Source organism: Micromonospora sp. NPDC049301 (genome assembly GCF_040678715.1).
Taxonomy (GTDB): Bacteria; Actinomycetota; Actinomycetes; order Mycobacteriales; family Micromonosporaceae; genus Micromonospora.
The window spans coordinates 570,079-593,212 of sequence record NZ_JBFAQO010000004.1 but is presented as its reverse complement, the minus strand read 5'-3'; the positions used below and the strand labels follow the sequence as shown (position 1 = coordinate 593,212).

Below are 23,134 nucleotides of genomic sequence, written 5' to 3'. Positions count from 1 at the left end.
AACGGCCGTGGCTAGCCGCGGCCGTGGTTGAGCGTGGGTACCTGGTCCGTTACGGCCGTCAGAAGGGCGGTCAGCGCGGGAGCCGGGGGGTTGTCTCGGGTGACGGCGACCAGGCGGCGTTTGAGGGTGGCTTCGGCGATGTCACGAATGGCGAGTGCGGGGTCATCGGTGGGCAGGGTCAGGGCCGGCAGCAGGGCGACGGCTGCCGCGGCGCGGACGAGTTCGAGTTGCACGTCGGCGTCGCTGGCGCGATGCCGCAGGTCGGGTTCGTAGCCGCCGAGGGATCGGCAGGTCCCGACGACCATGGCGTGGTGGCCGGTGCCCTCGGCTGAGGTGGTCCAGATGTCGGATCGCAGCTTGGTGACCGCGACGGGGCCCGCGGGCCGGGCGAGTGGGTGCGCTGCCGGTAGCACGATCTTCAGTGGCTCCTCGAGCAGGAGCGTGAAGCGCAGCCCGGCCGGGCGGGGGCGGGGGTGGCCGTCGTACTCGTCGCCGATGACGAGGTCGACCGCGCCCAGCCGTAGACCTGGCAGGGACTGTTCGAGTTCCAGCTCGAAGATCTCCACGCGGACCTGTGGGTGGTCGACGTTCATGCGGGCCAGGGCCGGAACCAGGAGGCGGCGGGTCGCCGACTGGAGGCCACCGGCGCGTACGGTGCCCCGGATGTCACCGCTCAACGCGGCCAGGTCGGCTTCTGCCGCCTCCGCCGCTGACAGCAGCAGGCGCGCATGCTGGGCGAGCAAATGGCCGGCGTCGGTGAGCCGCACGCCGCGCCCGGCCTTGTCGAACAGGCGGGCGCCGACCTCCTTCTCCAGGATGGCCAGCTGCTGGGAGACCGTCGACGGGCTGTAGCCCAGGGCTGCGGCGACCGCGGCCAGGGTGCCCCGCTCCTCGAACTCGCGGAGGAAGCGCAGCCGTCGGAGATCCAGGCCAATCATGCGGGAATCCTAACGAGTCACCTGCATGAATCATCGCTGGACCTGTCGGTTCTGGTCGCTGATCCTTGTCGGCATGGGTCCAGCACTGTGCCTTGCGTCCGCGGCGTGCTTCGGCGCTATGGCGATCTTCGGCAAGCTCGCCTACGACGCCGGCGTCTCGCCCGGGGCGCTGCTGCTGGTGCGCTTCACCCTGGCCGCCGCACTGCTGGGGATGGTCCTGCTCCTGCGGCCGGGCCTACGGCGAGCGGAACCGGGTCCGCACCGGGGCGAAGCGGGCCGCCAGCCGGCGACGACGCGCGGCCGGGTGCTGGCCACCGCCGTCGGGCTGGGTGCCATCGGGTACGCCACACAGGCCAGTCTGTTCTTCTCGGCCCTGCAACTGATGGACGCCTCGCTGCTGTCCCTGATCCTCTACACCTACCCCGTGCTGGTCACCGTGGCGGCGGTGCTGCTCGGCCGCGACCGGCTCACCCCTGGACGCGGCGCCGCACTGGTGGCCGCGTCGGGCGGAACGCTGCTGGTCCTGCTCGGCGCCGGTGGCGTGAGCTTCCATCCGCTCGGGGCGCTGCTCGCCTTCGCCTCCGCGCTCACCTACACCGTCTACATCCTCGTCGCCGACACCGTCGTGCACCGGCTGGCGCCGGTGGTGCTGTCCGCGCTGGTGATGGTCGGCGCCGCCGGCGCCCTCGGCGCACGCGCCCTGCTCACCGGTGGGGTCGACCTCGACGTCGAGCCGTCGGGATGGTTCTGGCTGGCCTGTATCGCCGTGGTCTCCACCGTCGTGGCGATGCTGACCTTCTTCGCCGGCCTGAAGCGGACCGGCCCGTCGACCGCCGCGATCCTGTCCACCTTCGAACCCGTGGTCACCACCGCACTGGCCGCGTTCATCCTCGGCGAATCCCTGGCCCCGGTGCAGCTCGTCGGCGGCGCCCTGGTGCTGTCGTCCGTCGTCGTCCTCCAGCTCCGGCCGACGCGCACCCACCGCCGGAACCAGGACCCACGCCCGGCAGCCGACCCCGACACCCGTGCAGCGCCGGATCCGGCACGAGACGGCAACGCCGAACCGACGACGGTAGCGCCGTAGGCGCGACGGAGAGGCGGGGGCGCCATTCGTGGGCGGGGCAGGGCGTTGGGCCGCGGTCAGCTGAGCCGTTGGTCGAGGTGGAAGGTGACCTCGGCGCCGGCCTCGCTCTTGCCGATGAGCTTGCACAGGGCGGCCCTGATGGGCAGCCAGTGCGGGCCGGTGCCGGACGGCATGAGGGTGGCGCTGAACGGGTGACCGTCGATCGTGCCGGTGACCTTGACGGCGCGGCGGGTGCCGAGCAGTTCGGCGGAGTCGGGCACGGTCACGTAGGTGGCGAAGGTACCGTCCTTCTCGATCGGCGCGGTGAAGCGGTGGTCGAGTGGTTGCGGGGCCATTGCTCTCCTCGGGTCGCCATGGCGGCCGGTTACGGTCGCCGTCCGGGTGTGTCGAGTGGCGTGCGTGTCCGCGGTCAGGTGGTGGTGGCGCGGACGGCGTCGGCGACCGGCGTGGGCCCGTTGACGAGTTCCAGGGTCGCGCCGGCGGTGCGTGGTTCGTCGAGGAGCGCCACGAGGACCCGGGCGACGTCGGCGCGGGTGACCGCGCCCCGACCGGCGTGTCGGGCGAGGGTGACGCGGCCGGTGGGTTCGTCGTCGGTGAGCCGGCCGGGTCGCAGCACCGTCCAGTCGAGGTCGCGGCCGCGCAGGTCGTCCTCGGCGGCGCGCTTGGCCCGCAGGTACGCCGCCCACACGTCGTCGGTGCCGGCGGCGGGCGGGTTGTCCACGCCCATCGAGGAGACCAGCAGGTAGCGGCGGACGCCGGCGCGGGTGGCGGCGTCGGCGAGCAGCGCGGCGGCGGCCCGGTCGACGGTGTCTTTACGGGCGGCGCCGCTGCCGGGGCCCGCGCCGGCGGCGAAGACCACCGCGTCGGCGCCGTCCAGGTGCGTGGCGACGTCGGTGACGTCGACGTGTTCCAGGTCGCAGACGACCGGTTCGGCGCCGGCGGCGCGCAGCGCGTCGGCCTGCGCGGGGTCGCGGATCAGGCCGACGGCGCTGTCGCCACGTCGGGCGAGGTCGCGCTCCAGCAGTAGGGCGATCTTGCCGTGGCCTCCGGCGATGACAACGCGCATGCGCTCAACCTACCGGCGGGGGGTCGGGTGTTGCGGCCGGAGGCGGGCCGGGGTTCGGCGTCGGGGATGCGGCTGAGGCAGCATGGAGGGGTGACGGAGAGCCTCGACGCGTTGACCTCGCTGGTGGCTGGCGGTGGGGTGGTGGTGCTCAGTGGGGCGGGCCTGTCCACCGAGTCGGGCATCCCGGACTACCGGGGGCCCAGCGGGGTGGCCCGCCGGCACACGCCGATGACCTTCCAGGCGTTCACGCGTGATCCGCTGGCGCGGCGGCGCTACTGGGCGCGCAGCCACCTGGGGTGGCGGCTGATCGCCCGGGCCGAGCCGAACGCCGGGCACCTGGCGGTGGCCCGGCTGCAACGTGCCGGCCTGGTCGACGCGGTGATCACCCAGAACGTCGACGGGTTGCACTGCGCCGCCGGCAGCGAGTCGGTGGTCGAGTTGCATGGCCGTCTCGACGAGGTGACCTGCCTGGACTGCGGCAACCTGACCTCCCGGGAGGAGTTGGACCGGCGGCTGCGCGAGGCCAACCCGGACTTCGTGGCCCGGGTCGCCGCGGTGAACCCCGACGGTGACGTGGATCTCCCCGACGAGCAGGTGGCCGCGTTCCGGGCCGTCGACTGCGGGATCTGCGGCACCGGCATGTTGAAACCGGACGTGGTGTTCTTCGGCGAGACGGTGCCGCCCGAGCGGGTGGCGCGCTGCTTCGCGCTGGTGGAGCGGGCTCGGGCGTTGCTGGTGCTCGGCTCGTCGTTGACCGTGATGTCCGGGCGCCGGTTCGTGATTCGGGCGGCGAAAAACGGCATTCCGGTGGCGATCGTCAACCAGGGGCCGACCCGGGGTGACGGGCACGCCACGCTACGGGTCGACGCGCCGCTGGGCGCGCTGCTGCCGACGCTCGCCGAGCGGGCCACCGGCGATGCCGCGTCGCTGGTCACCCCAGCCGGGGTGTGACGTCTCGGGGGTAGGACATCCGCCGGAAACACCGGCGCTGGTAGCGTTGACCATGCCGGTACCACCCACGTGGGAGAGACCGCCCGACAGCACCCGGGGCGGCGCCGAAGGGGCAAATCCTCCCCGGAACCTCTCAGGCAAAAGGACCTCGTGGGCAGGCACTGTGGAGCGCTGTGCGGGCGCGACAGAGGGGGAGGCCGATCCGTCGACCTCGTCCCGGGAGTGCCCCCCATGACCGCAGAGCAGTTCGCCACCCGTCACATCGGTCCCGGCCCGGACGACGAGCGCCGGATGTTGGAGGTCGTCGGGCACGGCTCGATCGACGAGCTGATGGACGCCGCGATCCCCGAGGTGATCCGCTGGCACGGCACCCTCGACCTGCCGGATCCGGCCACCGAGGCCGAGACGATCGCCGAGCTGCGGGCCCTGGCGGCACGCAACACCGTCGCCGTGTCGATGATCGGGCTGGGCTACCACGGCACGCACACCCCGGCGGTGATCCGCCGCAACGTCCTCGAAGACCCGGCCTGGTACACGGCGTACACGCCGTACCAGCCGGAGATCAGCCAGGGCCGCCTCGAGGCGCTGCTGAACTTCCAGACCATGGTCACCGACCTGACCGGGTTGGCGACCGCGAACGCCTCCATGCTCGACGAGGGCACCGCCGCGGCGGAGGCGATGACCCTGGCGCGCCGCGCGTCGAAGAGCAGGAGCAGCGTGTACGTGGTCGACGCCGACGCGCTGCCGCAGACCATCGCCGTGATCACCAGCCGGGCGGAGCCGCTCGGCATCGAGGTGCGGGTCGTCGACGTCGAGCGCGACGAGCTGCCAGGTGAGTTCTTCGGCCTGCACCTGCAGTACCCGGGGGCGTCCGGCGCGGTCCGCGACCACGCGGCGCTGGTCGAGGCCGCGCACTCCGTCGGTGCGCTGGTCACCGTCGCGGCGGACCTGCTGTCGTTGACGCTGCTGCGCGCGCCGGGCGAGATCGGCGCGGACATCGCCGCCGGCACCACTCAGCGCTTCGGCGTACCCATGGGCTTCGGTGGGCCGCACGCCGGTTACCTGGCGGTGCGCGCGGGCCTGGAGCGGATGCTGCCGGGCCGCCTCGTGGGGGTGTCCCGCGACGCGGACGGCAACCCCGCCTACCGGCTGGCGTTGCAGACCCGGGAGCAGCACATCCGGCGGGAGAAGGCGACCAGCAACATCTGCACCGCGCAGGTGCTGCTCGCGGTGATGGCCGGCATGTACGCCGTCTACCACGGCCCGGACGGGCTGCGGGACATCGCGGCGCGTACTCATGGCATGGCGGCGCGACTCGCGGCCGGGCTGCGGGCCGGTGGCGTGGACGTCGCGGACGTCGCGTTCTTCGACACGGTCACCGCGCGCGTGCCGGGCCGGGCCGCCGAGGTGGTCGCGGCGGCCGCCGAGCGGGGCGTGAACCTGCGGCTGGTCGACGCCGACCGGGTGGGCGTGTCCTGCGACGAGACGACCACCGTTGCGCACCTGGAGGCGGTGTGGGCGGCGTTCGGTGTGCCCGCCTTCGACGGTGATGGCGACCCGGCTCTGCCGGCGGCGTTGACCCGCACGAGCGACTTCCTCACCCACCCGGTGTTCCGCAGCCACCACTCGGAGACGGCGATGCTGCGCTACCTGCGCCGGCTGTCGGACTTCGACTACGCCCTGGACCGGGGCATGATCCCGCTCGGGTCGTGCACGATGAAGCTCAACGCGACCACCGAGATGGAGCCGGTCAGCTGGGCGGAGTTCGCGCACATCCACCCGTTCGCGCCGGACGCCCAGACCGCCGGGTACCGGGAGCTGATCGGTCAGCTGGAGTCGTGGCTGGCCGAGGTGACCGGCTACGACGCGGTCAGCGTGCAGCCCAACGCCGGCTCCCAGGGGGAGCTGGCCGGGCTGCTGGCGATCCGGGCGTGGCACCGCAGCCGGGGCGAGGCGCACCGCGACGTGTGCCTGATCCCGTCGTCGGCGCACGGCACCAACGCGGCGTCGGCGGTGATGGCCGGCATGCGGGTGGTCGTGGTGGCCTGCGACGACGACGGCAACGTCGACCTGGTCGACCTGGACGCGAAGATCGACAAGCACCGCGACGCGCTCGCCGCGATCATGGTGACGTACCCGTCGACGCACGGGGTGTACGAGACGGGCATCGCGTCGCTGTGCGCGAAGGTCCACGACGCCGGCGGGCAGGTGTACGTCGACGGGGCGAACCTCAACGCCCTCGTGGGCTTCGCCAAGCCGGGCAAGTTCGGCGCGGATGTGTCGCACCTGAACCTGCACAAGACGTTCTGCATCCCGCACGGCGGCGGCGGCCCGGGGGTGGGTCCGGTGGCGGTGCGGGCGCACCTGGCGCCGTTCCTGCCCGGTGACCCGCTGGGCGCGCACGCCGACGCGACGCCGGCGATCTCCGCGGCGAAGTACGGGTCGGCGGGCATCCTGCCGATCCCGTGGGCGTACCTGCGGATGATGGGCGCCGAGGGGCTGACCCGGGCGACCGGGGTGGCGGTCCTGGCCGCGAACTACGTGGCGGCGCGGCTGCGCGGGCACTTCCCGGTGCTGTACGCCGGCAACAAGGGCCTGGTGGCGCACGAGTGCATCCTCGACCTGCGGCCGCTGACGAAGGCGACCGGGGTGAGCGTGGACGACGTGGCGAAGCGGCTGATCGACTACGGCTTCCACGCGCCGACGATGTCGTTCCCGGTGGCCGGGACACTGATGGTGGAGCCGACCGAGAGCGAGGACCTGGCCGAGCTGGACCGGTTCTGCGACGCGATGATCGCGATCCGCGCGGAGATCGACCAGGTGGCGTCGGGGCAGTGGCCGGCGGGGGACAACCCCCTGGCGAACGCGCCGCACACCGCGGCGATGGTCAGCGGTGACGAGTGGTCGCACCCGTACCCGCGGTCGGTGGGCGCGTACCCGGCCGGGGTGGACCGGGCCGGGAAGTACTGGCCGCCGGTGCGGCGCATCGACGGCGCGTACGGCGACCGGAACCTGGTCTGCTCGTGCCCCTCGCCGGAGGCCTTCGAGGACTGACGGCGGGACGCCGGGGCGGGCGGTGGTGGCCGCCCCGGCAGCCGCGCCGACCTGGGCGGGGATGTCCCGTACCGGGGGACTAGCCTGGGTCGACGGCGGCGATTCGGTGACGCTGAGTGGTCGATCAGGCCACGAGGGCGTGTCGAGCGGGGCCGCGGTGCGGGGCGATGCTGCTGCCGTCGGGGAGCAGCTCGCCAGTGTCCTCGAACACGATGACACCGTTGCAGAGCAGGCTCCAGCCCTGCTCAGGGAAGCAGGCGAGAACGCGGGCGGCTTCCCGGTCGATGGCTTCGGCGGAGGGGCAGGTCGGTTGGTGCTGGCACATCGGGTTCTCCGGACTGTGGGGGCACTGTGTCATGGTTCACATGACCAGTGACGCACAGTACCAAGCGAAAGTGTCCAGCATCGAGCAGGTGCCGGTCTGGTTCGCGGGAAATCCACTGAACGGATGAGGAAGGTTGGGCCATACGGCGTGGAAACGCTCCCACAGGTGCTGGTCGATGCACCCGCGGCGCCGCCCGGTTGCCGGGGCGCCCTCGTCGAACGCGCCCGCCTGCAGTGGCGCCGCTCCGACGGCGGCGACCCCGCCGCGCTCGCCGAGGAGTTCCTCGCCGCGCACGGCCTGCCGCTGCACGACCTGACCCGGCCCGCACCCACGCACCACGCCACCGGCGCCTGCGGCGCCGCGCTCTACCTGTCCGCCGCCGCCGGGGCGCTGCTGGCCGGCGCCCCCGCCGGGGCACCCGACCCCGCGCCGGCGCTGCCCGACCTCGCCGTCGTCGTCTACGACCACGGCCCCACCCGGGCCACACCGCCCGGCCCACCGGCACCCTGGTGGCTCGGTGAGTTCACCGAGAGCTGGACCCCCCGCCAGCACGCCGACGCCGTCGACGCCGTCCGCGCCGCCATCGGCCGCGGCGACGTCTACCAGACCAACCTCGTCGGCCACGCCGCCGCCCGCTACACCGGCGACCCGCTGCCCGCCCTGAGCCGACTCGGCGCGCTGCCCGGCGCCCGCTACGGCGGCGTGCTCACCGGCGACGGCTGGGCGATCGGCTGCGCCTCCCCGGAGACCCTCGTCGAGGTCACCGACGGGCAGCTGACCACCAGACCCATCAAGGGCACCCGCCCCGCCACCGCCGCCGGCCGCGCCGAACTGCTCGCCAGCGCCAAGGAACGCGCCGAACACATCATGATCGTCGACCTGGAACGCAACGACCTGGCCCGCATCGCCCGCACCGGCAGCGTCCGCGTCGACGAGCTGTTCGCCGTACGCCGCTGGTGCGACCTGTGGCAGGCCGAGTCCACCGTCCGCGCCGCCGTCGCCGACGGCCTCGGCCTGGCCGACCTGCTGCGCGCCACCTGCCCCGGCGGCTCGGTCACCGGCGCGCCGAAACTCGCCGCCCTGACCCAGATCGACGCCCTCGAACCCGTCGGCCGGGGCGCCAGCATGGGCGCGCTGGGCTGGGTCGCCCCCGGCCACGTCGACCTCGGCCTGACCATCCGCACCGCCGCCGCCGACGGCGAGCGGCTGCACACCTGGGCCGGCGGCGGCATCACCTGGGACAGCGACCCCGCCGCCGAGGTCGCCGAAGCCGCCGCGAAGACCGCCCCGGTGCGCGCCACCCTGGCCGGACGCTGACCACCCCACCACCGGCGATACGCTGACCCGCATGACCATGCGGCCCATCCGGATCATCGGCGACCCCGTGCTGCGCACCCCGTGCGAGCCCGTCACCACCTTCGACGCCGAGCTGCGCGCCCTGGTCACCGACCTGATGGACACCCTGCTCGGCGCGCCCGGCCGCGCCGGCGTCGCCGCCCCGCAGATCGGGGTCAGCGCCCAGGTGTTCGTCTACGACGCCGACGGGCACCGCGGCCACCTCATCAACCCCACCCTGGAGCTGTCCGAGGACCGTCAGGACGACGAGGAGGGCTGCCTGTCCATCCCCGGCCTGTACTTCCCGACCCAGCGGGCCATGCACGCCACCGCCCACGGCGTCGACCAGCACGGCGAGCCCCTGACCATCGCCGGCAGCGGCTTCCTCGCCCGCGCCCTGCAACACGAGACCGACCACCTGCACGGCACGCTCTACGTCGACACCCTGCGCGGCGACATCCGCCGCCGCGCCCTGCGCGAGATCCGCGCCGGCCGGTTCGACTCACCCAGCCGCCGCCGCTGACCGACTACCGGGCGGTCAGCGTCCACTCGTCGTAGTCGGCGACCCGGGTGAAACCCACCCGCTCGTAGAGCCGCACCGCCGCCGCGTTGTCCGCCTTCACGTTCAACGTCACGTGGGCGACGCTCTCGCGCAGCCGGGCGCACAGCGCCGCCACCACCGCCGCGCCCAGACCCCGCCCCCGCCAGCGCGGATGGGTCGTGACGTTGCCCAACGCCGCCACCCCGTACGCCGGGGACCACACGTGCACCCCGGCCACCGCCCGCAGCTCGGCGCCGTCGCGCACCCCCACGTACTGCCCGGTGGCCAGCATCCGCGGGTCGAACCAGTTCTGCGGGTACGCCTGCGCGTACAACCGGCGCAGCGCCGGCAGGTCCGCCGCACCGAGCACCACACCCGCCGAGCCCACCTGCGCGAGGCGGGCCGGGTCCGTCAACGCCATCCGGTGGTGCCGGCCACCACAATCCAGCCGGAACGACCCGGCCAGGGCATCGGCCAGCCCGGGGGACAGGTGCGCGTACAGCCGGGCGGGCAGCACCGGCGCCACCTCGGCCAGCAACGCCGCCACCGCTTCGGTGTCCGCCGGCGCCGCGAACGCCAGCAGCGTCGTCGGGTCCACCCCGTGATACAGCAACGCCACCTGCTCACCCCGCCGGAACCACGAGGTGTACGGCCAGAAGAAGTCGTCCAGGTCGCCCAACTGGTAGGCGTGCAGCACCGGATCACGCCCCAGTAGCTCGGCCAGGACAGCCCGGTCGTGCTCCGCGCGTACCGGCATCAGCGCCCGCTCACCGCGCCAGCCACTGGTCGTGGCCGAGCTTCGCGACCAACGCCACCACCACCACCAGCAGCACCACCCGCACGAACCCCGACCCGCGGCGCAACGCCATCCGCGCCCCGAGCACCGCGCCCGCGATGTTGCACACCGCCATCCCCGCACCCAGCAGCCACCACACGTGCCCGGTCATCCCGAACACCACGAGCGCACCCAGATTCGTGCCCGCGTTGACGACCTTCGCCATCGCCGAGCCGTGCACGAAGTCCGCACCCACCAGCGCGGTGAACGCCAGCACCAGGAACGTGCCGGTGCCCGGACCGATCAACCCGTCGTACAGGGCGATGCCCACCCCGGCCACCGCGATCACCGCCGCCACCCGCACCGGGGTCCGCCGCTGCGGCGCCGCCACCACCCCCAGCCGGGGGCGCAGCAGCACGAACACCGCCACCGCCACCAGCACCACCAGGACCACCGGCCGGTACGCCGACGCCGGCACCGCGCCGGCCAAAGCCGCACCCACCCCGGCGCTGAGCACGGCCAACCCCGCCGCCGGCCCCGCCACCCGCCAGTCGACCTTCGTACGCCGCGCGTACGTCGCCGCCGCCGTGGCCGTGCCGAAGATCGCCGCCAGCTTGTTCGTGCCCAACGCGGTGGCCACCGGCAACCCGGGCGCCGCCACCAGCAACGCCGGCAACAGCAGCAGACCACCACCACCGACCACGGCGTCGACCCAGCCGGCCAGGGCCGCGGCGGCCAGGAGCGTGCTCAGCGATACGGCGTCCACGGGCGGCCATTCTCCCCACCACAACCCACCGGACCCGCCCCGAAGTGGGCAGACTCACTCCCCGCCCCGGACGTCACCGCCCCCGCGCCCGCCGCAACCACACCCCCAACGCTCCCAGAGCCACGAACACCAGCACGGAACACAGCAGCAGCTTGACCACCCGGCAACCCTGCCACGGGGACGTAAGGTGCAGGAGTGCGCCTGGCCACCTTCAACCTGCTGCACGGACGATCCCTCACCGACGGGCTCGTCGACCCCGACCGGCTCACCGCCGCCGTCCGCGCCCTCGACGCCGACGTGCTGGCCCTGCAGGAGGTCGACCGCGACCAGAGCCGCAGCGGCAACCTCGACCTCACCGCCATCGCCGCCCGCGCCCTCGACGCGCCCCACCACCGCTTCGCCGCCGCCGTCGTCGGCACCCCCGGCGAACAGTTCCGCCCCCTGCGCCACGACGACGACGGCCACGGCGAACCCTGCTACGGCATCGGCCTGATCAGCCGACACCCCGTGCGCAGCTGGCAGGTCACCCGCCTCAAGCCCGCACCCGTACGCTCCCCGGTCTACGTCCCCGGCCCCGGCGGCGGCCTCGTCCTGCTGCACGACGAACCCCGCGTCGTCCTCGCCGCCGTCCTGGACACCCCGCACGGCCCGCTCACCGTCGCCGCGACCCACCTGTCCTTCGTCCCCGGCTGGAACGCCCGCCAACTACGGCAGACCGTCCGCGCCCTGCGCGCGCTGCCCGCCCCCCGCGTCCTGCTCGGCGACCTCAACCTGCCCGCCGGCGCGGCCCGGCTCATCTCCCGCTGGCACCCACTGGGCCGCCGCCCCACCTACCCCGCCGGGCAACCCCGCGTCCAACTCGACCACATCCTCGCCGACCGGCACGCCCTCGCGCAGCTCCCACCGGTGCGCGCCGTCACCGCCCCGCTGTCCACCATCTCCGACCACCGGCCCCTGCTGGTCGACCTCGGCTGAGAACCGCTGCCATCGCCGCCCCCGCCGCCCACGGAGCTGACCATGAGCGACACGCCGGACCCGATCGTCCTCCTCCACGGGTAGCGTCCGCTGGCTGCCGCACGGCCAGCCCACCGTCATCACCGGGTAGCAGCCCGCCAGCGGGGGAGAGGCCCACCCCAGCCGCAAGATTCCCTCAAGATCATTGCATCGACGATCTCCGACGAGAATGCTGATCGCAACACGCGCCACGATCAACCCAGTCGGAGGCCACATGAGACGTCAGCGGTCCACCCTCATTGCCGTGTCCACACTGCTCGCCGTCACCCTCACCACCGCACCAAGCCCCGCCAGCGCCCAGAGCGCGGCAGAACCCAACCAGGTCGCCAACCTCACCATCCGCCAGGCCGACGGATACGCCACCCTCGCCTGGCAACCCGTCGACGGCGCCACGGACTACCAGATCGAACGCACCGCCGTCGACGCCGACGACACCCCCACCGGCCCACCGACCATCGTCGGCGTCTGGCGCCCCAACCGCCAGATCAACCAGGAGGCACCCACCTTCGCCGACGCCGGCTTCAACCCCGGCGACACCTTCCGCTGGCGGGTACGCGCCCGCACCGGCACCACCGAACAGCCGTACTCCGACCCGGTCGTCGCCACCACCACCACACCCTGGGGCAACCCCGACACCCCCGGCGAACAACTGCGCACCCAGTGGGAGACCACCCACGCCGCGCAGTACACCAGCGACACCAACGAGTACGCCTACACCGCCGCCATCGACGCCCTCAGCGACCGCGTCCGCGTCGTCGAACTCGGCCGCACCGTCCAGAACCGACCCATCAACATGCTCGTCATCGGCCACCCCACCCCGCCGGCCACCCCCGAAGCCGTCGCCGCCACCGCACCCGTGGCCATCAACTGCAACGTGCACGGCAACGAGCCCGGCGACCGCGAAGCCTGCCTCATCATGGCCCGGCAACTCGCCTTCAGCACCGACCCCCGCATCACCGACCTGCTCAGCCACACCACCGTCCTGATCGTCCCCACCATCAACGGCGACGGCCGGGCCGCCAACACCCGCGGCAACTCCACCGGCCAGGACCTCAACCGTGACTACTCCCTGATCCGCCAGCCGGAGACCGCCGCGTACATCAGGATGGTCCGCGACTACCGACCCGTCGCCGGCTACGACGGCCACGAGTTCGGCAACTCCCGCGCCGGTGACCTGCCGATGCTGCCGCCCCGACACCAGAACGTCGCCCAACCCATCTTCGACCAGTCCCAGGACATGATCGAAGGCCACATGTACGCCAAGGGCGCCGAAGCCGGCTGGTGGGCCTGCCCCTACGGCTGCGAAGGCGGCGGCAACGTCGGCCTCAGCGAGGAAACCATCCTGCGCAACACCCTCGGGCTCAAGAACGTCGCCAACTCCCTGCTCGAACTGCGCAGCTCCGGCGGGCAGACCCGACCCGACGAGGGCAACACCGCCAACAACCGGCGCCGCAAGACCTTCTCCGCCCTGTGGACGTTCCACCAGTTCCTCGACTACCACCGCGCCGACCGCGGCGACATCCTCACCGCCCGCGCGCAAGCCATCGAAACCCAGGCCGCCAACACCGGCCGCCTCGTCTTCCGCGGCTCCCGACCGATCCCCGCCCACCCCGCGCCGCACCCCGGCGACAGCCCGCCCCCGCTCGACGCGCCCCCGGCCGACCTCATCCTCGACAACGCCCCGTGCGCCTACAAGCTCACCGACGAGCAGTACAACGGCGCCCGCACCGACGGACCCGGCGGCGTCGGCACCACCGTCGCCCAGCGCATCGCCGCGCACGGCTGGAAGGTCATCACCACCGGCGACGGCCACTACATCCCCCTCAACCAGCCAGAACGCGGCCTCATCCCACTCCTGCTCGACACCAAGGGCGTGGAGAAGCTGACCGACGGCGAACGCGTCTACCCGACCCTCACCGGCCGACGCAACGGGCCACTGGTCGTCACCGGCTTCACCTGCGCCGCCGACGCCACCATCAACGGCCCCGTCACCGTCCGGGCGGGCGCCGCGCTCGTCGCGACCGGAACGACCATCAACGGCCCGGTCACCGCCGCCGGCGCCGCCGGCGTCGTCCTCGCCGACGGCACCATCAACGGCCCGCTCCGGATCGCCACCACCACCGACGCCATCTCCATCATCGACATGACGATCACCGGCCCCGTCGACCTGTCCGCCAACACCACCGGCACCGACACGCCACTGCTGGCCGGCAGCACCATCCGCGGACCACTCAACTGCACCGGCAACAGCCCCGCGCCGATCAACCTCGGCGTCGCCAACACCGTGCACGGCCCGCGCACCAACCAGTGCGCGGCACTGTGACCGTCACCTGACCGAGCCGGACTGCCGGCGGCGCGGGCACCACGCCCCGCGCCGCCGGCACACCCCACCCCGACCCGTGGAGACCGCCGTGCCGCAACCGTCCCGCGCCCTCCGCCTCCTGCTGCTGCCCGCCCTGCTGCTGGTCGCCACCGCCTGCACCGCCTCGACAACGGACACGCCACCAGCCGCCAGCGCACCCCAGGTCACCGGACCACTGTGCGCCGCCCTGCCCACCGGCACCGACCCCGGAAACCCGACCTTCCTCGCCGGCCAGCCCGTCGACCAGGCGCTGCGGTGGATCCCCACCCTCACCACCTTCGAGGCGGCCCTACGCACCAGCGGCGTCCTCGCCGACCTGCCCACCGGCACCGGCGTCACCATCCTCGCGCCCTCCGACGACGCCTTCGCCGCCAAGTTCTCCGAGGACAACTGGGACGACCTGATGACCCGCCACACCGACCAGCTACGCACCCTGCTGAAGGCACACCTGATCGCCGGAGCCCACCCCATCGACGACCTCGCGGCCGCCGGCACCGCCACCACCCTCGACGGCGCCACCGTCACCCTCACCCGCGCCGGACCCACCGCCCGCATCGCCGACCGGGCCGACGCGATATGCGCCGACTACCAGGCGACCAACGCGCGCATCCACATCATCAACGCGGTACTCGGGCCACTGCCCACCACCGCCAACGACACCGACCAGCGGGCCCACTGACCGCGCTCACCGCCCCGGATCGACCGGCCCCAGGGCGGCCAGCGCGCGGTTCGTGCGGTTCGCCCGCACCGCGTCACGCTGCTGAGCGGCCGTCACCTCGATGTACGTCTGCGACGACGCCAACGACGCGTGCCCCAGCAACCGCATGATCTCCGCCGCGCTCGCCCCGTCCTCGGCCAGCCGGGTCGCGAACGTGTGCCGCAGCGCGTGCAACCGCGCACCGCGCGGCACCCGGTCACCGATCCCCGCCCGCCGGTAACACGACTCCACCAGATACTGGAGCCCGCCACGGCGCAGCGGCTCACCCTGCCGGTCCACCAGCAACGCCGAGTTTGGGCGTAGCGACCGCGACCCGAAGCGTCGGCCCCGACTGTCCAGGTAGTCCACCAGCACCCGGTCCAGGTCCGCCTCGATCGGCACCACCCGGGGCCGCCCACCCTTGCCCACCACCTCGACCCGCCGCTCACCCGGCCGACCAGCCAGTGAGCCGACCCGCAGCGCCAGCAGCTCCGACAGCCGCAGCCCCGCGCAGAGCGCCAGCGCCAGCACCGCCACGTCCCGCTCCGGCCACGGATCGCGCTGCCGGCCGTCGTCCCGCGCCGCGGAGGCGAGCAGCAGCTCGGGGGTGTCCGCCCCGCGCAGCGGCTTCGGCTGGGGGAGCAGCGCCCGGGGCCGGCCGACCGCCGGCATCGGATTGCCGGCCACCACCCCGTCCGCGACCAGGAACGTGAAGAAACTGTTCCAGGTGGACCAGGCCCGGTGCACCGACGCGGGCGCCCGGGGCGCGGCGAACCGGGCGAACGCCGCCCGCATCACGCGGGGGGAGAGATCGGTGATCGACAGCGCGTCGAGGGGGAGGGGAGGGGTGACGTCCTCGCCGACCAGGTGGGCCACCGCGTGCAGGTCCCGCCGGTACGCCGCCAGGGTGTGGGGAGAGGGCTTGCGGGTCGCCCGGGCGGTCAGGAACTCCTCGATCAGCATCCCGAGCGATTCGTCCTTTTTGTCATGCATAAGGGATATTATGCAGCATTTTCGGGTTTTTCAGCAAGGGGAGGAGAGGGGAGCGTGCTGACCGGATGGAGGCGGTACGTGCTGACCGGCGCACCGGGAGCCGGCAAGACCACACTCGTCGAGGCGCTGCGCCGACAGGGACACGTCGTGGTCCGGGAGGCGGCCACCGACGTCATCGCGGCCCGGCAGGCGCAGGGGTGTGCCGAACCCTGGCGGGAACCCGAATTCGTCGACGCCGTCGCCCGACTCCAGCACCGGCGCCGAATCGCTGCCGACGCACGCGGGGTGCTGCAGATCCACGACCGGTCGCCGCTGTGCACCCTCGCGCTGGCATGCCACCTCGGCCGAGAGGCCGGACCCGACCTCTCGGCGGAGCTGGAACGGATCACCCGTCAGCGGATCTACCAACAGGTGGTGTTCCTGATCCGCCCGCTGGGCTTCGTTACGCGCACGGCCGCACGTCAGATCGGCTACGCCGAGTCTCTGGTCTTCGCGCGGGTGCACGAACGGGTGTACGAGGCGTACGGGCACCGGCTGATCGACGTGCCGGCCGGTCCGGTGGACGAGCGGATCGCACTGATCCAGAAGCACCTCGCACCCTGACCCGACCCCACCCGGCCAGCGAGATCCGGGCCGGGAAACGGCTTGACGGCTCGGTCGGCCCGCCTGCCGCCTGCCCCGATCGGGGGACGCTCAAATCCCACTACTTTACATAATGTGCATTATCGAATCACTGCGCCGTCACTGGCCAGTGGACTCCAGTTGGCCGAAGGCCAAGCTCCACCACGACTCCGGGTCGCTGAACGCGGACGGGTCCACCCTCATCAGGTCGGCGCGGATCGCGGCGGCGCGGGCCGCGCGCTCCCGCCCGCCCGGGTCGTTCCTTATCAACTGCCCGAGGCGGTACAGGAACTCGACGAACGCCGCGAACGTCGCGTTGACCTGCTCGAAGTTCGGCGACTCCAGGTCCAGCAGCGCGACGCTGCCGGTCAGCGTGTCCAGGCAGAACAGCAGGTGGCCGTCCTCGGGGGAACTGCCCAGCACGAGGTAGGTGCGCGGCCCGGCGTCGCCGATCTCGATGCGCAGCTTCGAGAACAGCTCCATGCCTTCGACGGCGACGTCGACAGTGAACAGGATCGGTACGTCCATCGGGAAGGCGCCGTTGGGCGGGAAGATCTCCGGCCGTATCGGGCCGAGGACGTCATCGAACCTGTCGACCGGAAAATGCAGCACGCCGTCGGCGCCCCACAGGCCGACGAGCTGCTCGTACGTGGCGGTCAATCGTCCGGCTCCTCGTCGTCCTCGGCTTCGGCGGTCAGCCCGTGCTCGTCGAGGAACTCCCACCACTCGTCGTCGGACGCGACATCGACGTACAGGGGGCCGAACACGTAGCCGGCGAGAAAGTACTCGAGGTTCGGCATCAGCTCCTCGAACTCCTCCCGGGCGTAGAAGGGGTCGCCGCTGGTCCGCGGGAACCACCAGATCGCCCCGGTGTCGCGCCGCAGCAGCAGCGGCTCCCGGGCCAGGTCACCCAGGTAGTACCACTCGGCGGGCTCCTCGGCCACGCCGGTGAACTCAGGCATGCTGCCGAGCATGCCCTGCCGGTAGTCGACGTCGGCGGTGCCCCACAGTTCGAAGTCGCCGGCCCGGACGCCGTCGGCGACCTCCAGCAGGTCCCGGACCGGCTGCGGCACGTCGGTGGAGATTTTGTCAGCGGATGCGCCCTGGCCGATCTGCGCCCACAGCAAGGTCGCGGGCTGGTCTGCCTCCAGATCGGCGCGCAACTCCACGATGAGTTCCCGCAGGTCGGGGTTCAAGGAATCACCTCTATTCGGATCGGCGTTCCGTCCGGCAGGTTCTTGATCTTCTGCCAGATCTTGTTGCCCATGTCCTGGTTCGTATGGGAGTCCAGAAGCCTCAGATTATCGACGGTGTCCGGACCGCCCAGTTGCGGATCCCAGACATGATCGGCGTCGACCCGGTCCAGGCGGGCGAGAAGCTTTTCCGCCATGGCCTTGCCCTCCTCGGTGGCTGTGCCGCCCGGCGGCCAGTACTTGGCCAAAATCGCTTGCCGGATGCGTTCGCGGTACGCCTTGGTGAGCTCAGGGTCCTTGTCGAGGGGGTTTGCCTGCTTGAACAGCTTGCCCTCGTCACTGAGCTTCTGCAGCGCTCTGACCTTGCGGTCGAAGGGTCCCTTCTTGTAGGTCGGCTCGCGCTTGATCTTGAGGACAAACTCGGGCAGGTCGTTGTTGCGGGTCACCGGCGGCGCGGGAATCCGCTTCCTCGGCTTCTTGGCGGCGACCTCGACCGCCTTGCCGACCAGCTTGCCGACCTTCGCCTTCGGCACGCCGCCGCGTGACTTCGAGCCCTTCGGCTTGGGGCTAGGCATCCATCAGCTCCGAGAGGACCTGGTCGATCAGCAGGCCGACGACCTCCCGCGTGATCATCTGGAAGATCGGGATCTCGGCGAGTGACGCACCGAAGGTGGCGACCGCGGTCGCGATGGCCTGCGCCACCTGGAACGCCAGAATCGCGAGCTGCACGATCACCTGGATCTTCAGGGCCAGCACAATCGCCGCACAGATGATCAGACCAGTGCCCACCAGCATCGCCGCCTGGGCGTAGTCCGGCAGCGTGCCCGGCCCGCTCTCGGCGTCCGTCCACCACCTCTGGAACGCCTGCAACGACTCGCCGCTGTGCTGCGACCAGACTGCGGTCGCGGCCGACCCCGCTTGGCCCGCGGTGGTTGCGACGGTGCTGCCGAACCCGATCCAAGCCTGGCCCATCTCGAAGAGCTTCTCCTCGTCGGCCTCGGGCCATGTGTACCCGATCCAACCCAACGCGGTGATCAGCTCACCCGGCAACTGGAGTCCCATGCCGTCAACCCAACTGTCCGTGGAGGGCCTGGATCATGCCGGCCGTGTCCTGCTCGGCGGCCTCGTAGTTGTCGGCCATCAGCGTCAGGTCACTGCCCGCCGATCCAATCTCCTCGGCCGCCTCGCCGATGCAGTCGAGCACCCAGGCCGCGACCGCGGTGTACGCGACGCCGATCAACGACCCGATGTCGTCAGCGCCCCACGGCTCGCCGAACCCCTGCATCTGCGACTCGAAACTCTCCAGCTCACCAATGAACCCCTGGGCGACGCCGATCACGGCGTCCCCGCCGGACCGCAGCAACGCCGGATCGACCTCGAAGCCGCTCACCGCGAGCCTCCCCGCGCCATCCGCGTCTGCGCGTCGGTGAGCGCCTGCACGAACGCGCCCAGCCGCGTCAGCCGCGGGTCCAGGCTCAGCGCCGTCAACCGGCCGTTCGGGCCGAACTCGGCCTGCACCAGCCCGTTCGCCGATTCGCCGGTCCGCCGGCGGCGCGCGGTCTCCTCATCCTCCGGCTCAGGACTGGTAACCCGCAGCGCACCGACCGTCGTGTCCAGCATGCGGGCGAACTCTCCGCCCGCCGATTGATTCATTGACATGCGTCCTCCCCGTTTGACCGGAGAATACAACCGGGTCGTCCTTTGTCGATGCCCGCTCAGGCGAGACAGAAGTCGCCTACGCCTCTGGCGGGTCTGCCCACGCTGGCGGCAGCCCCGCGCCGCGACTGGGCACAGCCGGGCCAGTTGTCTCAGCGCCCCAGGCAGCGCCGGTGTTCGGAAGCAGGAGACAGTGGGCCCAACGTCCCCTGCTCCCCCTCTGCTCCAAAGGCAAGCCGCAAATACGGCGAAGCCCGTTACCGGCTACTCCGGCATCTCATGGTCGGCTCCTCCCCCACGATTCGATGGTGAGGGGCGTTCACAGCCGGCGAGGACGTGTCACCCAGGGGTCGGCCGCGTGGGATAACGTATCGCGGTCTATCTGGGGAATCCCGAGAATCCTACGGGGGAAAGAAGTTGTCAGTGTCACTGTGGAAGAAGACCGCGGTTGTCGCGGTCTCAGCGCTCACGGCGTTCGCCGTCTCCGCGTGCGGTGCGAAGTCCGGCTCCGAGGCGCCGAAGCAGCCCAGCGTGCTGGAGCTGCTCGCGAGTGATCTCAAGGGGTCGTTGCAGAAGACGATCGACGCCACCGACAAGTCCGAGTCGATGACCGTGACGATGAAGGGCACGGCGGGCGGCCAGAAGATTTCGATGCAGGGTGTCCTGGACCTGGGTGACCCGCTCAAGGCCGAGATGACGACGGCGGGCCCGGACGGCACTCCGACCACGGTCCGGATGATCGGTGCCGTGATGTACGTCGAGATTCCGGCGGAAGACCGCGAGAACACGGGCGGGAAGCGCTGGATGAAGATGGACCTGGCCGCCGTGGGCGAGCAGGTGGGGATGGACATCTCCAAGCAGTTCGAGGACGTCGACCCGACCAAGCAGGTCAAGACGCTGCTCGCGACGGAGGGTGTGACGGTCGTCGGCGAGGAGACGGTGAACGGGGCGCGTACCGTCCACTACACCGTCACCGCCCCTGTCGCGACCTACCTCGGGCAGGTCGACGCCAAGCTGCGGGAGGGCGTCGAGAAGCAGTACGCCAAGCAGGGCGTCAAGGAGATCAAGGTCGACCTCTGGGTCGACGAGCAGTACCGGCCGCGCCGCGCGAGCATGGGCATGGGCACGATGGGCGACATGACGGTCGACTACACCGACTACGGCAAGGCGGTGACCATCGAGACGCCGCCGCCGGCGGAGACCGCCGACTTCGCCGAGATCCTGGAGGGTCTCAAGGGCCTGGGCACCGGCAGCTGACCGGAGCTGGAATGTGGCCCGGCCGGCGAGGAGACTCACCGGCCGGGCACTGCCGTTCCTGGGGCCGGGCAGGCCCCAGGGATGGGACAGGCTCGGTCAGGCGCCGACGTAGGCGGCGAGGTGCTGGCCGGTGAGGGTGGAGCTGGCGGCGACGAGGTCGGCGGGGGTGCCCTCGAAGACGATCCGGCCGCCGTCGTGGCCGGCGCCGGGGCCGAGGTCGATGATCCAGTCCGCGTGCGCCATGACCGCCTGGTGGTGTTCGACGACGATGACGGACTTGCCGGAGTCGACGAGACGGTCGAGCAGGCCGAGCAGGTGCTCGACGTCGGCGAGGTGCAGGCCGGTGGTCGGCTCGTCGAGGACGTAGACGCCGCCCTTCTCGGCCATGTGGGTGGCGAGCTTGAGTCGCTGCCGCTCGCCGCCGGACAGCGTGGTGAGCGGCTGGCCGAGGCGGAGGTAGCCGAGCCCGACGTCGGCGAGCCGTACGAGGATGGCGTGCGCGGCGGGCGTGCGCGCCTCGCCGGAGTCGAAGAACGCTTCGGCCTCGGTCACCGACATGGCGAGCACCTCGCTGATGTCGCGGCCGCCGAGGCGGTATTCCAGCACCGACGCCTGGAACCGCTTGCCCTCGCACTCCTCGCAGGTGGTGGCGACGCCGGCCATCATCGCCAGGTCGGTGTAGATGACGCCGGCGCCGTTGCAGGTGGGGCAGGCGCCCTCGGAGTTGGCGCTGAACAGGGCCGGTTTCACGCCGTTGGCCTTGGCGAACGCTTTGCGGATCGGGTCGAGCAGGCCGGTGTAGGTGGCGGGGTTGCTGCGTCGTGAGCCGCGGATCGGGCTCTGGTCGACCGACACCACGCCCTCGCCTGCGGGGATCGAGCCGTGCACGAGGGAGCTCTTGCCGGAGCCTGCCACGCCGGTGACCACGCAGAGCACGCCGAGCGGGATGTCGACGTCGACGTTCTGCAGGTTGTGGGCGGTGGCGCCGCGGATCTGCAGTGTGCCGGTGGGCTTGCGTACGGTGTCCTTGAGGGAGACCCGGTCGTCGAGGTGGCGGCCGGTGACGGTGTCGCTGGCGCGTAGCCCTTCGACGGTGCCCTCGAAGCAGACGGTGCCGCCCGCCGTGCCGGCGCCGGGGCCGAGGTCGACGACGTGGTCGGCGATGGCGATGGCTTCCGGCTTGTGTTCCACGACGAGGACGGTGTTGCCCTTGTCGCGGAGCCGCAGCAGCAGGTTGTTCATTCGCTGGATGTCGTGGGGGTGCAGGCCGATGGTGGGCTCGTCGAAGACGTAGGTGACGTCGGTGAGCGAGGAGCCGAGGTGGCGGATCATCTTGGTGCGCTGTGCCTCGCCGCCGGACAGGGTGCCGGAGGGCCGGTCGAGCGAGAGGTAGCCCAGCCCGATCTCCACGAACGAGTCGAGGGTGTGCCGCAGGGCGCCGAGCAGTGGCGCCACGGACGGCTCGTTGAGGCTGCCGACCCATTCGGCGAGGTCGCTGATCTGCATGGCGCAGGCGTCGGCGATGTTGATGCCGTCGATCGTCGACGAGCGGGCGGCCTCGCTGAGGCGGGTGCCGTCGCATTCGGGGCAGGTGGTGAAGGTGACGGCCCGTTCGACGAAGGCACGGATGTGCGGTTGCAGCGATTCCTTGTCCTTGGACAGGAACGACTTCTGGATCTTGGGGATCAGGCCTTCGTAGGTGAGGTTGACGCCGTCGACCTTGACCTTGACCGGTTCCTTGTAGAGGAAGTCCTGGAGTTCCTTCTTGGTGTAGTTGCGGATCGGCTTGTCGGGGTCGACGAAGCCCGACTCGGCGTAGACCCGGACGGTCCAGAAGCTGTCGGACTTCCAGCCGGGGATGGTGAAGGCGCCCTCGGCGAGGGACTTGGAGTCGTCGTAGAGCTGGGTGAGGTCGATGTCGGAGACCGAGCCGCGGCCTTCGCAGCGTGGACACATGCCGCCGGTGATGGTGAAGCTGCGGCGTTCCTTGACGGTCTTTCCGGCGCGTTCCAGGGTGACCGCGCCCGCCCCGCTGATGGAGGCCACGTTGAAGGAAAAGGCCTGGGGTGAGCCGATGTGCGGCTTGCCGAGCCGGCTGAAGAGGATGCGCAGCATGGCGTTGGCGTCGGTGGCGGTGCCGACGGTGGAGCGGACGTCGCCGCCCATCCGCTGCTGGTCGACGATGATGGCGGTGGTCAGGCCGTCGAGGACGTCGACCTCGGGTCGCGCCAGCGTCGGCATGAAGCCCTGGAGGAAGGCGCTGTACGTCTCGTTGATCATGCGCTGCGACTCGGCGGCGATCGTGCTGAACACCAGGGAGCTCTTGCCGGAGCCGGAGACGCCGGTGAACACGGTCAGCCGACGCTTCGGGATCTCGATGCTGACGTCCTTGAGGTTGTTCACGCGCGCGCCGTGGACGCGGATCAGGTCGTGGCTGTCGGCGATGTGCGGGGCAGGCGACTGCGTGTCCGTCCTCGTGGCCTTGCTCATCGTGTCTCCATCTGTC

Annotated in this window: 24 protein-coding genes and 1 riboswitch; of the genes, 10 read left to right on the top strand and 14 right to left on the bottom strand. The window is 71.6% G+C overall.

What is annotated here, in order from left to right:
- Window positions 1-11: 11 nt before the first annotated feature.
- Entirely contained in the window at window positions 12-938 is a 927-nt protein-coding gene (locus AB0K07_RS15700; protein ID WP_363755540.1) for a LysR family transcriptional regulator, read from the bottom strand.
- A 73-nt stretch (window positions 939-1,011) separates the two neighbouring features.
- On the opposite strand from AB0K07_RS15700, the gene AB0K07_RS15695 reads away from it, so the two are divergent.
- A complete protein-coding gene (locus tag AB0K07_RS15695; RefSeq protein ID WP_363755538.1) occupies window positions 1,012-2,022 on the top strand; it encodes a DMT family transporter in 1,011 nt (336 codons plus the stop codon).
- Between the two features lie 56 nt (window positions 2,023-2,078).
- Here the strand turns inward: AB0K07_RS15695 and AB0K07_RS15690 are convergent, their stop codons facing one another.
- Together AB0K07_RS15690 and AB0K07_RS15685 are read right to left on the bottom strand one after the other, a co-directional pair.
- Window positions 2,079-2,357: a DUF1905 domain-containing protein gene (locus AB0K07_RS15690; RefSeq protein ID WP_363755536.1), complete on the bottom strand. Its 279-nt coding sequence runs from the start codon at window positions 2,355-2,357 to the stop codon at window positions 2,079-2,081.
- 74 nt (window positions 2,358-2,431) lie between these two features.
- Window positions 2,432-3,088 (bottom strand): NAD(P)H-binding protein, encoded by a 657-nt coding sequence (locus tag AB0K07_RS15685; protein WP_363755534.1) that lies wholly within the window; start codon window positions 3,086-3,088, stop codon window positions 2,432-2,434.
- A 66-nt stretch (window positions 3,089-3,154) separates the two neighbouring features.
- On the opposite strand from AB0K07_RS15685, the gene AB0K07_RS15680 reads away from it, so the two are divergent.
- Both AB0K07_RS15680 and gcvP read left to right on the top strand, forming a co-directional pair.
- Window positions 3,155-4,039: an NAD-dependent protein deacetylase gene (locus tag AB0K07_RS15680; protein WP_363755532.1), complete on the top strand. Its 885-nt coding sequence runs from the start codon at window positions 3,155-3,157 to the stop codon at window positions 4,037-4,039.
- Window positions 4,040-4,099: 60 nt separating this feature from the next.
- A riboswitch (glycine riboswitch) is annotated at window positions 4,100-4,198 on the top strand.
- A 72-nt stretch (window positions 4,199-4,270) separates the two neighbouring features.
- A complete protein-coding gene (gene gcvP, locus AB0K07_RS15675) occupies window positions 4,271-7,093 on the top strand; it encodes an aminomethyl-transferring glycine dehydrogenase (RefSeq protein ID WP_363755530.1) in 2,823 nt (940 codons plus the stop codon).
- Between the two features lie 124 nt (window positions 7,094-7,217).
- On the opposite strand, the gene AB0K07_RS15670 is transcribed toward gcvP, so the two are convergent.
- Window positions 7,218-7,418 carry a DUF5999 family protein gene (locus AB0K07_RS15670; protein WP_074310192.1) on the bottom strand — a complete coding sequence of 67 codons (201 nt, stop codon included), beginning with the start codon at window positions 7,416-7,418 and terminating at the stop codon, window positions 7,218-7,220.
- A 96-nt stretch (window positions 7,419-7,514) separates the two neighbouring features.
- On the opposite strand from AB0K07_RS15670, the gene AB0K07_RS15665 reads away from it, so the two are divergent.
- Together AB0K07_RS15665 and def are read left to right on the top strand one after the other, a co-directional pair.
- A complete protein-coding gene (locus AB0K07_RS15665; protein WP_363755612.1) occupies window positions 7,515-8,735 on the top strand; it encodes a chorismate-binding protein in 1,221 nt (406 codons plus the stop codon).
- Window positions 8,736-8,766: 31 nt separating this feature from the next.
- On the top strand, window positions 8,767-9,276 hold the full coding sequence (def, locus tag AB0K07_RS15660; RefSeq protein ID WP_363755527.1) for a peptide deformylase: 510 nt from the start codon (window positions 8,767-8,769) through the stop codon (window positions 9,274-9,276).
- Between the two features lie 4 nt (window positions 9,277-9,280).
- Here the strand turns inward: def and AB0K07_RS15655 are convergent, their stop codons facing one another.
- Both AB0K07_RS15655 and AB0K07_RS15650 read right to left on the bottom strand, forming a co-directional pair.
- Complete coding sequence (locus tag AB0K07_RS15655; RefSeq protein ID WP_363755525.1) at window positions 9,281-10,051, bottom strand: GNAT family N-acetyltransferase; 771 nt, start codon at window positions 10,049-10,051, stop codon at window positions 9,281-9,283.
- Window positions 10,052-10,061: 10 nt separating this feature from the next.
- Window positions 10,062-10,835 (bottom strand): TSUP family transporter, encoded by a 774-nt coding sequence (locus AB0K07_RS15650; RefSeq protein WP_363755523.1) that lies wholly within the window; start codon window positions 10,833-10,835, stop codon window positions 10,062-10,064.
- A 195-nt stretch (window positions 10,836-11,030) separates the two neighbouring features.
- Between AB0K07_RS15650 and AB0K07_RS15645 the strand changes: the two genes are divergently transcribed.
- From AB0K07_RS15645 to AB0K07_RS15635, 3 genes are all read left to right on the top strand, one after another.
- The gene (locus tag AB0K07_RS15645; RefSeq protein WP_363755521.1) at window positions 11,031-11,810 is read left to right on the top strand and encodes an endonuclease/exonuclease/phosphatase family protein; all 780 of its coding nucleotides are present in this window, start codon (window positions 11,031-11,033) and stop codon (window positions 11,808-11,810) included.
- A gap of 283 nt (window positions 11,811-12,093) precedes the next feature.
- Window positions 12,094-14,172, top strand: coding sequence for a M14 family zinc carboxypeptidase (locus AB0K07_RS15640; RefSeq protein ID WP_363755519.1), 2,079 nt, complete (start codon window positions 12,094-12,096; stop codon window positions 14,170-14,172).
- 88 nt (window positions 14,173-14,260) lie between these two features.
- The gene (locus AB0K07_RS15635; RefSeq protein WP_363755517.1) at window positions 14,261-14,890 is read left to right on the top strand and encodes a fasciclin domain-containing protein; all 630 of its coding nucleotides are present in this window, start codon (window positions 14,261-14,263) and stop codon (window positions 14,888-14,890) included.
- Window positions 14,891-14,896: 6 nt separating this feature from the next.
- Here AB0K07_RS15635 and AB0K07_RS15630 read toward each other — a convergent pair whose 3' ends face one another.
- The gene (locus AB0K07_RS15630; protein ID WP_363755515.1) at window positions 14,897-15,901 is read right to left on the bottom strand and encodes a tyrosine-type recombinase/integrase; all 1,005 of its coding nucleotides are present in this window, start codon (window positions 15,899-15,901) and stop codon (window positions 14,897-14,899) included.
- Between the two features lie 54 nt (window positions 15,902-15,955).
- Here AB0K07_RS15630 and AB0K07_RS15625 point away from each other — a divergent pair, with 54 nt between their 5' ends.
- Complete coding sequence (locus AB0K07_RS15625) at window positions 15,956-16,504, top strand: AAA family ATPase (protein ID WP_363755513.1); 549 nt, start codon at window positions 15,956-15,958, stop codon at window positions 16,502-16,504.
- A 138-nt stretch (window positions 16,505-16,642) separates the two neighbouring features.
- Here the strand turns inward: AB0K07_RS15625 and AB0K07_RS15620 are convergent, their stop codons facing one another.
- The 6 genes from AB0K07_RS15620 to AB0K07_RS15595 are packed head-to-tail and all read right to left on the bottom strand — an operon-like array spanning window position 16,643 to window position 19,374.
- The gene (locus AB0K07_RS15620; RefSeq protein WP_363755511.1) at window positions 16,643-17,182 is read right to left on the bottom strand and encodes an SUKH-4 family immunity protein; all 540 of its coding nucleotides are present in this window, start codon (window positions 17,180-17,182) and stop codon (window positions 16,643-16,645) included.
- Window positions 17,179-17,718, bottom strand: a complete 540-nt coding sequence (locus AB0K07_RS15615) for a hypothetical protein (RefSeq protein WP_363755509.1) — start codon at window positions 17,716-17,718, stop codon at window positions 17,179-17,181. The genes AB0K07_RS15620 and AB0K07_RS15615 overlap by 4 nt, the downstream gene beginning before the upstream one ends.
- The gene (locus tag AB0K07_RS15610) at window positions 17,715-18,290 is read right to left on the bottom strand and encodes an endonuclease (protein ID WP_363755507.1); all 576 of its coding nucleotides are present in this window, start codon (window positions 18,288-18,290) and stop codon (window positions 17,715-17,717) included. Before AB0K07_RS15610 ends, AB0K07_RS15615 begins: the two co-directional genes overlap by 4 nt.
- Window positions 18,283-18,777 (bottom strand): hypothetical protein, encoded by a 495-nt coding sequence (locus AB0K07_RS15605; RefSeq protein ID WP_363755505.1) that lies wholly within the window; start codon window positions 18,775-18,777, stop codon window positions 18,283-18,285. The genes AB0K07_RS15610 and AB0K07_RS15605 overlap by 8 nt, the downstream gene beginning before the upstream one ends.
- Window positions 18,778-18,781: 4 nt before the next feature.
- On the bottom strand, window positions 18,782-19,105 hold the full coding sequence (locus AB0K07_RS15600; protein ID WP_354967884.1) for a hypothetical protein: 324 nt from the start codon (window positions 19,103-19,105) through the stop codon (window positions 18,782-18,784).
- Window positions 19,102-19,374, bottom strand: coding sequence for a hypothetical protein (locus AB0K07_RS15595; protein ID WP_363755503.1), 273 nt, complete (start codon window positions 19,372-19,374; stop codon window positions 19,102-19,104). Before AB0K07_RS15595 ends, AB0K07_RS15600 begins: the two co-directional genes overlap by 4 nt.
- 420 nt (window positions 19,375-19,794) lie before the next feature.
- Here AB0K07_RS15595 and AB0K07_RS15590 point away from each other — a divergent pair, with 420 nt between their 5' ends.
- Window positions 19,795-20,628 carry a hypothetical protein gene (locus AB0K07_RS15590; protein ID WP_363755501.1) on the top strand — a complete coding sequence of 278 codons (834 nt, stop codon included), beginning with the start codon at window positions 19,795-19,797 and terminating at the stop codon, window positions 20,626-20,628.
- Between the two features lie 96 nt (window positions 20,629-20,724).
- Here AB0K07_RS15590 and AB0K07_RS15585 read toward each other — a convergent pair whose 3' ends face one another.
- Window positions 20,725-23,118, bottom strand: a complete 2,394-nt coding sequence (locus AB0K07_RS15585; protein ID WP_363755499.1) for an excinuclease ABC subunit UvrA — start codon at window positions 23,116-23,118, stop codon at window positions 20,725-20,727.
- Window positions 23,119-23,134: the final 16 nt, after the last annotated feature.

Bases quoted from the DNA above. Each gene is read 5' to 3' on its own strand.
- AB0K07_RS15700 (WP_363755540.1), bottom strand. From the start codon at position 938: ATGATTGGCCTGGATCTCCGACGGCTGCGCTTCCTCCGCGAGTTCGAG.
- AB0K07_RS15695 (WP_363755538.1), top strand. From the start codon at position 1,012: ATGGGTCCAGCACTGTGCCTTGCGTCCGCGGCGTGCTTCGGCGCTATG.
- AB0K07_RS15690 (WP_363755536.1), bottom strand. From the start codon at position 2,357: ATGGCCCCGCAACCACTCGACCACCGCTTCACCGCGCCGATCGAGAAG.
- AB0K07_RS15685 (WP_363755534.1), bottom strand. From the start codon at position 3,088: ATGCGCGTTGTCATCGCCGGAGGCCACGGCAAGATCGCCCTACTGCTG.
- AB0K07_RS15680 (WP_363755532.1), top strand. From the start codon at position 3,155: ATGCGGCTGAGGCAGCATGGAGGGGTGACGGAGAGCCTCGACGCGTTG.
- gcvP (WP_363755530.1), top strand. From the start codon at position 4,271: ATGACCGCAGAGCAGTTCGCCACCCGTCACATCGGTCCCGGCCCGGAC.
- AB0K07_RS15670 (WP_074310192.1), bottom strand. From the start codon at position 7,418: ATGTGCCAGCACCAACCGACCTGCCCCTCCGCCGAAGCCATCGACCGG.
- def (WP_363755527.1), top strand. From the start codon at position 8,767: ATGACCATGCGGCCCATCCGGATCATCGGCGACCCCGTGCTGCGCACC.
- AB0K07_RS15655 (WP_363755525.1), bottom strand. From the start codon at position 10,051: ATGCCGGTACGCGCGGAGCACGACCGGGCTGTCCTGGCCGAGCTACTG.
- AB0K07_RS15630 (WP_363755515.1), bottom strand. From the start codon at position 15,901: ATGCATGACAAAAAGGACGAATCGCTCGGGATGCTGATCGAGGAGTTC.
- AB0K07_RS15610 (WP_363755507.1), bottom strand. From the start codon at position 18,290: ATGCCTAGCCCCAAGCCGAAGGGCTCGAAGTCACGCGGCGGCGTGCCG.
- AB0K07_RS15605 (WP_363755505.1), bottom strand. From the start codon at position 18,777: ATGGGACTCCAGTTGCCGGGTGAGCTGATCACCGCGTTGGGTTGGATC.
- AB0K07_RS15595 (WP_363755503.1), bottom strand. From the start codon at position 19,374: ATGTCAATGAATCAATCGGCGGGCGGAGAGTTCGCCCGCATGCTGGAC.
- AB0K07_RS15585 (WP_363755499.1), bottom strand. From the start codon at position 23,118: ATGAGCAAGGCCACGAGGACGGACACGCAGTCGCCTGCCCCGCACATC.